The 11,592-nt window shown below is 34.5% G+C and carries 7 protein-coding genes and 2 tRNA genes; 5 read left to right on the plus strand and 4 right to left on the minus strand.

Annotated elements, in window-relative coordinates; genetic code table 11:
* Window positions 1–135: 135 nt before the first annotated feature.
* From GSY47_RS16855 to mutS, 3 genes are all read right to left on the minus strand, one after another.
* Window positions 136–221, minus strand: a tRNA-Leu gene (locus GSY47_RS16855).
* Window positions 222–236: 15 nt separating this feature from the next.
* Window positions 237–309: transfer RNA gene (locus GSY47_RS16860), tRNA-Gly, on the minus strand.
* A 161-nt stretch (window positions 310–470) separates the two neighbouring features.
* The gene (gene mutS / locus GSY47_RS16865) at window positions 471–3,077 is read right to left on the minus strand and encodes a DNA mismatch repair protein MutS (protein ID WP_179001501.1); all 2,607 of its coding nucleotides are present in this window, start codon (window positions 3,075–3,077) and stop codon (window positions 471–473) included.
* Between the two features lie 156 nt (window positions 3,078–3,233).
* Here mutS and GSY47_RS16870 point away from each other — a divergent pair, with 156 nt between their 5' ends.
* The 3 genes from GSY47_RS16870 to GSY47_RS16880 all read left to right on the plus strand — a co-directional run bounded on the left by GSY47_RS16870 (window position 3,234) and on the right by GSY47_RS16880 (window position 7,371).
* Window positions 3,234–3,665 carry a DUF1573 domain-containing protein gene (locus GSY47_RS16870; protein WP_109191880.1) on the plus strand — a complete coding sequence of 144 codons (432 nt, stop codon included), beginning with the start codon at window positions 3,234–3,236 and terminating at the stop codon, window positions 3,663–3,665.
* A gap of 74 nt (window positions 3,666–3,739) precedes the next feature.
* Window positions 3,740–4,282 carry an RNA methyltransferase gene (locus GSY47_RS16875; RefSeq protein ID WP_179001503.1) on the plus strand — a complete coding sequence of 181 codons (543 nt, stop codon included), beginning with the start codon at window positions 3,740–3,742 and terminating at the stop codon, window positions 4,280–4,282.
* Between the two features lie 104 nt (window positions 4,283–4,386).
* On the plus strand, window positions 4,387–7,371 hold the full coding sequence (locus GSY47_RS16880) for an Ig-like domain-containing protein (RefSeq protein WP_246611345.1): 2,985 nt from the start codon (window positions 4,387–4,389) through the stop codon (window positions 7,369–7,371).
* Window positions 7,372–7,429: 58 nt separating this feature from the next.
* On the opposite strand, the gene folK is transcribed toward GSY47_RS16880, so the two are convergent.
* Window positions 7,430–8,563 carry a 2-amino-4-hydroxy-6-hydroxymethyldihydropteridine diphosphokinase gene (gene folK / locus GSY47_RS16885; protein ID WP_179001505.1) on the minus strand — a complete coding sequence of 378 codons (1,134 nt, stop codon included), beginning with the start codon at window positions 8,561–8,563 and terminating at the stop codon, window positions 7,430–7,432.
* Window positions 8,564–8,701: 138 nt separating this feature from the next.
* Between folK and sppA the strand changes: the two genes are divergently transcribed.
* A complete protein-coding gene (sppA, locus tag GSY47_RS16890; protein WP_179001507.1) occupies window positions 8,702–10,459 on the plus strand; it encodes a signal peptide peptidase SppA in 1,758 nt (585 codons plus the stop codon).
* An 11-nt stretch (window positions 10,460–10,470) separates the two neighbouring features.
* The gene (locus tag GSY47_RS16895) at window positions 10,471–11,421 is read left to right on the plus strand and encodes an alpha/beta hydrolase (protein ID WP_179001509.1); all 951 of its coding nucleotides are present in this window, start codon (window positions 10,471–10,473) and stop codon (window positions 11,419–11,421) included.
* Window positions 11,422–11,592: the final 171 nt, after the last annotated feature.

An 11,592-nucleotide genomic window follows, 5' to 3' on the forward strand; every position in this document is an offset into this window, starting at 1 on the left:
TTCTGAGATTCTGAGATTCTGAGATTCTGAGATTCTGAGATTCTGAGATTCTGAGATTCTGATAAATTTACTGCGTAAATTTATTACCTGCAAGTCTGCAAATAAAAAAAGCCTCTTCAAAAGAAGAGGCTTTAGTACTCAGAGCGGGACTTGAACCCGCACGAACATTGCTGTTCACTGGATTTTAAGTCCAGCGTGTCTACCAATTTCACCATCCGAGCATTGTATGGTTTTAGAGCGAAAAACGGGGCTCGAACCCGCGACCTCGACCTTGGCAAGGTCGCGCTCTACCAACTGAGCTATTTTCGCATTTCAAATTTTATTAAGAACTACAACACTTGATTTGTTCTGTATTGCGAGTGCAAATTTAGGACATTTATTCAATTAAACAAGCGTTTCTCTAAAAAAAAATCCACTTATTTTATAACATTCTGATAACCTAAACTTTAAAATTGAAATTTTTCTGAAATTTATTTTTTAACCAGCATCCTTTTGATTTCATTGAGCTTCATCAATGCTTCGACTGGTGTAATTGCATTAATATCGAGGTTTAAAATTTCCTCTTTTATTTCTTCCAACAACGGATCATCCAAGTTAAAGAAACTCATCTGCATTTCATCGTTGGACGATTTTATTCCGTTTAAAGCATCACTCGAATGATTCTTCTCCAATTTTTTCAAAAGTTTCTGAGCTTTCGAAATTACCAATTGCGGCATTCCAGCCATTTTAGCAACATGAATACCAAAACTATGTGCACTTCCTCCTTTTACCAGCTTTCTAACAAACAAAACCGTATCCTTAAGCTCTTTTACTGCAACATTAAAATTCTGAATTCTCGGCATCGACTCTGTCATTTCATTCAATTCATGATAATGTGTCGCAAAAAGCGTCTTTGCTCTTCCTGGATGTTCGTGTATAAATTCGGCAATTGCCCAAGCAATCGAGATTCCATCGTATGTACTGGTTCCTCTTCCAATTTCATCTAACAAAACCAAACTTCTATCTGAAATATTATTCAAAATCGAAGCAGTTTCATTCATCTCCACCATAAAAGTAGATTCTCCCATTGAAATATTATCCGAAGCTCCTACTCTGGTAAAAATCTTATCTACAATTCCCATTCTAACACTGTCAGCAGGAACAAAACTTCCCATTTGAGCCAGAAGAACAATTAAAGCCGTCTGTCTTAAAATAGCCGACTTACCCGACATGTTAGGACCAGTAATCATAATAATCTGTTGCGTTTCTCTATCCAAGAAAACATCATTTGCAATATAAGGTGTTCCAACTGGCAATTGTTTTTCAATTACAGGATGTCTTCCGTTTTTGATATCCAATTCAAAAGTTTCATCAATTTCAGGCTGTACATATTGATTTTCAACTGCCATCTGCGTAAAAGAACACAAACAATCTAATTGCGCCACCAAATAAGCATTCATTTGAACTGGCTTAATATAAGTAGAAATCCATGCTACTAACTGCTCAAAAAGCTCACTTTCGATTTTATAAATCTTTTCCTCGGCGCCTAAAATTTTCGTTTCGTATTCTTTTAACTCTTCCGTAATATAACGCTCCGCATTTACCAAAGTCTGCTTACGAATCCATTCTTCTGGAACTTTATCTTTATGCGTATTTCTAACTTCAATATAATATCCAAATACATTATTAAACGAAATCTTCAATGAAGAAATCCCCGTTCTTTCGGATTCCCTTTTTTCGATTCCTTCTAAAAATTCTTTTCCCGAAGTTGAGATTGCACGCAACTCATCCAATTCTTCATTGACACCTGCAGCAATTGCATTTCCTTTCGAAATTGCAACAGGTGCATCTTGATTTAGAGTGTTTTTTATCTTTTCGCGAAGCAAATCACAAGCATGAAGACTATCTCCGATCACTTTAACTGCTTCCTGCGGACTCTCGAGCGCAATTGTTTTTATCGGAATAATAGCATCCAGTGATTCTTTTAAATAAACCACTTCACGTGGCGATACTTTTCCTGCTGCAATTTTAGAAATCAGACGCTCTAAATCCGAAATCTGCTTGATTTGATATTGAATATTATGTAAAATCTCAGGATTTAACTTTAAATAAGCAACAACTTCATGTCGACTCTTTACTTTATTTGCATCTTTTAATGGCAACGCCAGCCAGCGCTTAAGCAAACGTCCTCCCATTGGAGAAAGTGTTTTATCAATAACATCCAAAAGTGTTACTGCATTTGGATTATAACTGTGGTATAATTCTAAGTTTCGAATCGTGAAACGGTCCATCCAAACATAAGCATCTTCTGCAATACGTTGAATCGCCGTAATGTGTTGTACACGATTATGCTGTGTTTCGGACAAATAATATAAGATAGCTCCAGAAGCAATAATTCCTTCTTTCAATTCTTCAACCCCAAAACCTTTTAACGAATTGGTCTGAAAATGCTTCGTCAATGTTTCTAACGCATAATCTTCTTTATAAATCCAATCTTCCAGATAGAAACTATGAAAATCTTCGCCAAAAGCATTCTTAAAATCACTTTTATTGTGTTTTGGAACTAAAACCTCACTCGGGTTAAAATTCTGCAATAATTTATCAATGTATTCAGCGTTTCCTTGAGCAGTCAAAAACTCTCCCGTAGAAACATCTAAAAAGGAAATTCCGATATTTTTATTAGCAAAACAAACCGAAGCCAAAAAGTTATTGGACTTAGATTGCAAAACTTCATCATTCAAAGAAACTCCAGGAGTTACAAGCTCAGTAACTCCCCTTTTCACAATCGTTTTAGTCATTTTTGGATCTTCTAATTGGTCGCAAATCGCAACACGAAGTCCAGCTTTAACTAACTTTGGCAGATAAGTATTTACAGAATGATGCGGAAACCCAGCAAGTGCGGTTTCTGTATCAGACCCTGCACCTCTTTTAGTCAATGTTATACCTAAAATTTTAGAAGCCCTTATAGCATCTTCACCAAAGGTTTCATAAAAATCCCCTACTCTGAAAAGCAGACATGCATCAGGATATTTAGCTTTAATTTCATTGTACTGTTTCATTAAAGGTGTTTCCTTCACCACTTTCTCTTTAGCTGCCAAATTATTATGTTTTAAATGAAAAATTAAGACAGCGAATTTATGATTTTTTGACGGTATATCGAAAACTTCAAAAATTAAAATATTTTAAGATTTTTTTAGTTTGCAGTTGAAGTTTTTTACATAGCTTTGTTTATCATTAAAAAAAGACCCTTAAAGATGAAAAAAATAATTTTATTCGCTATGTTAGCTGTAGCTGGTATTACAGCTACTAATGCACAAACAACTAAAAAAGCTAAAGCTACTAAAGTTGCTAAAGTTGAAGGAGCAGGGATGCTTTTCGAAACAGAAACTATTGACTACGGAACTATTGCTCACAATGCTGATGGAAAACGTGAGTTCGTTTTTGTAAACAACGGAACTAAACCATTAATCATCACTAACACTCAAGGATCTTGCGGATGTACTGTTCCAACAACTCCAAAAGAACCAATCGCACCAGGTGCAAAAGGTGTTATCGGTGTAAAATATGCTACTGACAGAGTTGGTGCTTTTACAAAAACTGTAACTGTTACTTCTAACGCTGAAGGACAACCTACAAAAATCCTTACTATTAAAGGTACTGTTTTACCAGATCCAGTAAAAAGCTAATCTGAAAAACACCTAAATAATCAAAAAGCTTCCTTATCTTTGGAAGCTTTTTTTATGACTAGAATTTAACATCAATGAGAAAACTCGAAAACAGCGAACTAGACCGTAAATCTATTGAAGATTTTAAGAAATCTGAAAAAACACCTTTAATATTAGTTTTGGACGATATTCGAAGTCTGCACAACATTGGTTCTGTTTTTAGAACCGCCGATGCGTTTTTGATTGAAAAAATAATCTTATGCGGTATTACTGCAACTCCTCCTAACAAAGAAATCCACAAGACTGCTTTGGGCGCAACTGAAACCGTAACTTGGGAACATCACGAAAATGTGCTTGAAGTTATTGAGAACTTAAAAAAAGAAAATGTTCTTACCATGGCAATCGAACAAGTCGAAAGCTCTATTTTCCTTCAAGATTTTCAAGTCGAAAAAGGACAAAAGTATGCTTTGGTTTTTGGCAATGAAGTTTATGGTGTAGCTCAAGAAGCTGTTGCTATTTGCGATGGATGTATTGAAATTCCACAACTCGGAACAAAACACTCTCTAAACATTTCGGTAAGTGCCGGAATTGTCGTTTGGGATTTATTTCAAAAAATGAATTGGCCAAATAACAATTAAAACAACATTGCTGAAAAATTGTGATTTTATAATTATTCCAAACACATAAATGTTATAAATGTAAAAATATTTTTTTATCATTACAAAATTGATACTTTTATAAAATGAAAAGTGTCAATTTCTCAAAAATATCCTTTTTATTTTTTTTACTGCTTTCAAGTTTTTTTGGATTTGCCCAGCAATATACTGCAATTCCAGATCCAAACTTCGAGAAAGCTTTAATTGATCTTGGCATTGACTCAAGCCCTATTGACGGAAGGGTTTTAACTGCAAGTGTTACTGGTGTGATCTCTTTAAATATTTCAAGCAAAGGATGTACAAATTTAACAGGGTTACAAGATTTCACCTCGTTGCAAGAATTATACTGTGTCCAAAATGCATTATCTAATTTAGATGTTTCACAGAATACTGCTCTTGTTAAGTTAAGTTGTGGCCTTAATATGGTTACAAGTTTAAATACTTCTAACAACACTGCTTTAAAAGAAATCGATTGTCAAAAAAATCGAATAACGAGTTTAGACCTTTCTAAAAACACGGCTCTTACTATTCTTTATTGCAATGAAAATCAATTAGCTGATCTGGATGTTTCTAAAAATACAATGCTTAATTTTTTACAATGTGAACAAAATCAAATCATAAATCTAAATGTTTCTGCGAATCCTTCATTAAATCATTTAAGTTGCGAAAATAATCTAATTACAAATCTAAACATTGCTGCAAGTACGATTTTAACCAATTTAGAATGCAACAATAATAGATTATCTAGTTTAGATGTTTCTAAAAACACTGCTTTAGTCAACATATATTGCAACAATAATCAAATAACCGAACTTGATTTTTCCAAAAATCCTGCTATTCAACGTTTAATCTGCGATAACAACCAGCTTAGTAAATTGAATTTTAAAAACGGTAAAAACACCTATCTTTCTCTTGGTGCTTTTCAAAAAAATTCTTCTCTTACTTGCATAGAAGTTGATAATGAGAACTACTCCACGATAAATTGGCCAAGCTACAAAGACGCAACTTCTGTTTATTCGAATGACTGCAACAAACCTTCAGCTGCAACTGCTCCAATTGTTAGAGCAACTGGAGATCAGTTATACTGCCCACAAAATGCAATAAAAATTGTAACTGATTTTAGCATTACACACGATCCTGCAGAAACAGGAACTAAATCTGTTTATATTCAAATCTCATCTGGCTATTCAAGTGGTTTAGATCAGCTTATGCTTTCAAATCCAGCAGTACATCCTAACGTAACGACAACCTGGGACGTTACAGCAGGAAAATTAAACATAACAAGCCCAACAGGTACTGATGTTTTATATTCCGACTTAGTTAACGCAGTAAAAGATGTAGTTTTCACAAATTCTTCGGCCACAGCTTCTGGAATAAGAACTTTTTCAATAACAATTGGCAATGCCAATTATTTACCTTCAACACAACACTTTTATTTATTTGTTCCAAGTATCGGAATTACATGGAGCGCTGCAAAGGCTGCTGCAGAATCAAACACATATTATGGTCTTAAAGGTTATTTAGCCACAATATTATCTGCTGATGAAGCTAAATTAATTGGCGAACAAGCTTCTGGAACAGGATGGATTGGCGGAAGTGATGCCGAAACAGAAGGTGTCTGGAAATGGGTTACCGGCCCCGAAGCTGGAACTATTTTTTGGAATGGCAACGCTAACGGCTCAACACCAAATTTTGCTTTTTGGAATACTGGCGAACCAAACCAACAAGGTGATGAAGACTACGCACATATAACACAGCCAGGCGTAGGAATCAGAGGTTCTTGGAATGATTTATCAAATACCGGATCAACAATTCCTGGAGACAATTATCAGCCAAAAGGGTATATTGTTGAATATGGCGGAATGCCGGGCGAAGCACCTTTAGAAATCGCTGCAAGTACCAAAATTACTATTCCTGCCGCAATACCAGCAAACCCGCCATCTCCAATTTGTGACTCTGGAAGTTTTATCCTTAACGCAACGGCAACAGACGGAACAACAATTAGATGGTTTGATGCTCCAACGGGAGGAAATTTATTGGCAACAGGAACAACTTATACTACTCCAATTATTAATGCAACTACAACTTATTATGTTGATGCTGGCTGTGAAACGAATAGAAAATCTGTAACAGCTTCTGTTAATATCACTCCAAATACGCCGATTGCAGAACAAAGTTCTTATTCAAACTGCGGAACTGGAACTGTAACTATTCAAGCCACTTCCAATATTGGAAATATTAATTGGTTTACAGGTCCAACAGGAGGCACAAGCATATTCTCTGGAAACAATTTTACAACCCCCACCCTATCAACTAATACAACGTATTATGCTGAGGCTTCAAATAACGGATGCATTAATCCCAATCGAACTCCAATAAACATTATCATTTATACTCCTCCTGTTGTTACCAATGAAAATGTAACATTATGCCAGTTTCAAGATGTAACCTTAGATGCTGGAATTTCAGGAATGAATTATCTATGGTCCAACGGAGCTACAACTCAAACAACCACTGTAAATTCGGGAGGAACTTATACTGTTAAAGTCACAAGTCCGAATCCTGAAAATTGTTCAAGTACAAAAACCATAGTGGTTGAAGAACATAAAACTCCACAAATCGACCGTATTGTAGTCGAAGGAACAAGAGTAATTGTTTATCCTGTAAAAGCAGAAGAATATTATGAATATTCTGTAGACGGAACCAACTTTCAAGATTCTTTCATCTTTTACGATGTTCCAGCTGGGCTACAAACAGCTTACATCAAAGAAAAAAACGAATGCGGACAAGTTACAAAGTTATTTGTAGTTCTTGTTTTTCCTCCATTTTTCACTCCTAATAACGATACTTTTAATGATGTTTGGGAAGTAACCGGAATGGAAAATTATCCTCAGGCAGAAGTCACTATTTTTGACCGATACGGAAAATTAATTGCACAATTAAGCAGATTCAAAATGAGCTGGGACGGAACTTTAAATCAAGTACCTCTTCCTGCTTCAGATTATTGGTATGCACTAAAAATTGATGATACTATGCCCGTTTTAAGAGGTCATTTTACATTAAAAAGATAATTTTTCAATTAGAATGCAGCAATTTGATAATTAGAAAATTCAACCAATTCTTTACTAATTAAATCATTTTACACTTGATTTCATTCAGTATAAAAATATAATCTTCATGTTTTTTCACAAAATCACGATCTGAAACATCTATGATTAAAACATTCAAATCAGTTTGGGATTTAATGTATTCCAAATAACCGTTATTGATTTTTTCTAAATAGGAAGCTTCGATATTTTGTTCGTAAGTACGGCCGCGTTTTTTAATGTTCTGCAAAAGACGTTTTGTATTTTGATATAAATAAACATACAAATCAGGCTTTGGCATTTCTTTGTAGATAATATCGAATAGATTTCTGTACAAACGATATTCGTCTTCCTGCAACGTAATCTTGGCAAAAATGAGCGATTTAAAAATATGATAATCCGCTACGATAAAATCTTTAAACAAATCAAACTGTGCTAAATCATCTGATAGCTGCTGATAACGATCAGCCAGAAAAGACATTTCCAACGGAAAAGCATATCTATTTTGATCTTTGTAAAACTTCGGAAGAAATGGGTTATCTGCAAATCGTTCTAAAACAGTTTTTGCATTAAAATCCTCCGCAATTTTATGCACCAGAGTAGTTTTTCCAGCACCAATATTTCCTTCAAAAGAAATGTAATTAAACTGATTTAAAGGAATTTCGTCAAGCGGATTTTCTAAATCCTGAACGACCGTGCAGACACTTTCGTCTGGGCTAACCGCAATCAATTCGACTATTGTTTTGTGTAAAATAGGATGTTTCCAATTTAATTTTAAATCCTGCATTGGCAGTAAAACAAAATTCCTGTTTTGCATGAAAGGATGCGGAATCTGAAGTTTTTCAGAATCGATAATCTCATCATCAAAAGCAATCAAATCAACATCTATGATTCTAGATTGATAACCTTCTTGATTAGAGCGGATTCGTCCTAATTCTTTTTCAACCTTTAAAACCTGATTTAATATTTTCTGTGCAGAAGAATTGGTATGCAACAGCAGTGCACAATTATAAAAAGCATCACTTTCAAAACCCCAGGCCGGAGTTTCGTAAAGTTTGGAAACCTGAATGACAGTACCTACATTTTGATGGATTAGATCAATACAATTTTGGATATTTTCTAGTCTGCTGCCTTGGTTGCTGCCTATCGATAAAACGACTTGATGCTGTAATTTCATAATTAATGCAAATTAACTAAAACTATTTTAGAATTAACCAATATATTTGTGAAACGACGACTAAGGTTGAATTACAATTTTAGAAGTCTAATTTGTAACATTTTGCCCTTTTTCGCTACTTATTAAAAAAATATACACATGAAATTTTTAGGAAATGTACTTGCTACAGTAATTGGTATTTTTGTTTTCATCATGCTCTTTTTCTTTGGAGTAATATTTATTGCAGCACTTTTTGGTGGAGACGACTCCGTTTCTGTTAAATCTAATTCGGTTATCGAATTGAATTTAAAAGAAATCAAAAACGATTACGCAGGAAAATACAAAGATCCTTGGGTGACTCGTTTTTCTGAACAAAAAGGTGTTGGTCTAACTGATGTACTTAATGCTATCGAAGCGGCCAAAACGGATGACAACATCAAAGGGATTTCGATTTTAAACGACGAATCTTCTCTTGGTCTGGCTCAATACAAAGACTTGAGAAATGCTTTGGAAAGCTTCAAAAAATCAGGAAAATTTGTTTGGGCTTACGCCAATGATTATTCTCAGAAGGAATATTATTTAACTTCTGTTGCCAATACAATTTATATCAATCCAGCGGGAGATTTAGATTTTAAAGGTCTTTCTTCTGAAGTTATGTTTTTCAAAGATTTTCAAGATAAATCAGGAATTCATATGGAAGTAATTCGTCACGGAAAATATAAAAGTGCCGTTGAGCCTTTCTTAGAAAATAAAATGAGTGATGCCAACAGAGAACAAATTACTGCTCTTTTAAATTCAATTTGGAGCACTATTTCTACAGACATATCAAAAAGCAGAAACATTCCGCTTACAAAATTAAACGAAATTGCAAACGGACTTTTAGCCAGAACTCCCGAAATGGCAAAACAACAACATTTGGTTGACGTTATTGCTTATGAAGATGTCTATCACGATGCCATTAGAAAAGCTTTAAAAGTTGATAAAAACGAAGATTACAACAAAATTTCGATTTTAGATTATACTCAAAACAATGTAACAACTGCCTTAACCAATACTGCAACCGATCAGATTGCAATTATTTACGCTCAAGGCGAAATCGGAAGTGGTGAAGGAGATGTTAATACTATTGGTGAAGGTTCAATGCGCCGTTCTTTACAAGAAGCAAGAAAAAATGACGATGTAAAAGCAATTGTTCTTAGAATCGACAGTCCGGGAGGAAGTGCTCTTACTTCTGATTTAATCTGGAGAGAAATTGAAATTACTAAAAAAGTAAAACCAGTTGTAGTTTCTATGGGGAATTATGCAGCATCTGGAGGTTATTATATTGCCTGCAACGCTAACAAAATATTTGCCGAAAACAATACCATTACAGGTTCTATTGGAGTTTTTGGAATGCTGCCAAACTTTAGCCCATTAGCCAACAAATTAGGAATCAATTCTGAGCAGGTTAAAACACACGAGAATGCAGCAAATTACAGTCCGTTTGTTCCTGTCGACGAAAAATTTAAAGCATTCACTTTAGAAGGAGTTGAAAAAATCTACAACACTTTTGTTACTCATGTTGCAGAAGGACGAAAAATGACTTTCGAACAAGTTGATGCTATTGCACAAGGAAGAGTTTGGTCTGGAACAGAAGCTGTAAAATTAGGATTAGTGGATAAAATTGGAGGTTTAAACGATGCTATTGCTGAAGCGGCTAAAATTGCTAAAATCAAAAAGTACAGTACTCAGAATTACCCAGAGTATGAAAAAACTTTAAACGATATTCTTTCTGGACTGCCTTTTGCGAAATCTAAAGAAGCTTTCATAAAAGAAGAAATCGGAGAAGAAAATTATATGCTAATCGAGCAGGTTAAGAAATTCCAAAAACAAAAAGGAATCCAAACCATGATGCCTTACGGAATCAATATTTATTAATTGACTGAAAGATGAATAAGATTATTCTTTTTTTGACGGTTTTATTTTTGAGTGTTTTAAATGCTCAGACTAAAAAAGAGATCACTTTTAAAGAGACTCCAGCTGTTTTAAAAATAAATACCGATCAGTTATTTGGCACGTTGACCACTCCAGATTTAACGAAAAAATATCCCGCTGCTTTAATCATTGCAGGTTCTGGCCCAACTGACCGAAACGGAAATAATGCCATGATGAAAAATAATTCGCTGAAAATGCTGGCAGAAGCTTTAGCTAAAAACGGAATTGCATCGTTACGTTATGATAAAAGAGGAATTGGAGAAAGTAAAGCCGCTGGCGGAGATTCTGAAAGCACTTTGGTTTTTGAAAACTACATACAGGATGTAAAAAGCTGGATTAACTTTTTAAGACAAGACAAACGTTTTTCAAAAGTAATTGTAATCGGTCACAGCGAAGGGTCTCTAATCGGAATGATTGGCGGTGCAAAAGCAGATAAATTTATATCGATTGCTGGAGCTGGAGATTCGGCAGATAAAATCATCAAAACGCAGATCGGAGCCAAAAAGATGAAGCAGCTCGATGATATGACGTTCCCAATAATTGATAGCTTAAAAAGCGGACACACCGTAAACAAAATCGATCCAATGCTGAATTCTCTTTTCAGACCCAGCATTCAGCCTTATCTGATTTCTTGGTTTAAATACAATCCCCAGACAGAAATAAAAAAACTTACAATTCCAATTTTGATTTTACAGGGAACTAGTGATTTACAAGTTTCTCTTCAAGATGCCGAAAATTTAGCCGAAGCTAATAAAAATTCGGAGAAGCAGGTTATTGATAAAATGAATCATATTATGAAAATCATTGAAGGCGACCATAACGATAACATGGCCAGTTACAACAATGAAACACTTCCAATATCGGAAACACTAGTAGACAGGATCGTTTCATTTATTCAGAAATAATAAAATAAATAAGACTTAAAATCCGTTTGAAACTATTTCAAACGGATTTTTTTCATTTAACAAAATAAGTATAATTCTTACATTTTTAAGAAAACTTTATCTTCACACTCTGCTAAAAAAAACTATTTTTGCATGAGTCGATTTTAAAATAGTAAACCCTCAAATCTAATT

This window comes from Flavobacterium quisquiliarum, from assembly GCF_019308285.1.
Taxonomy (GTDB): Bacteria; Bacteroidota; Bacteroidia; order Flavobacteriales; family Flavobacteriaceae; genus Flavobacterium; species Flavobacterium quisquiliarum.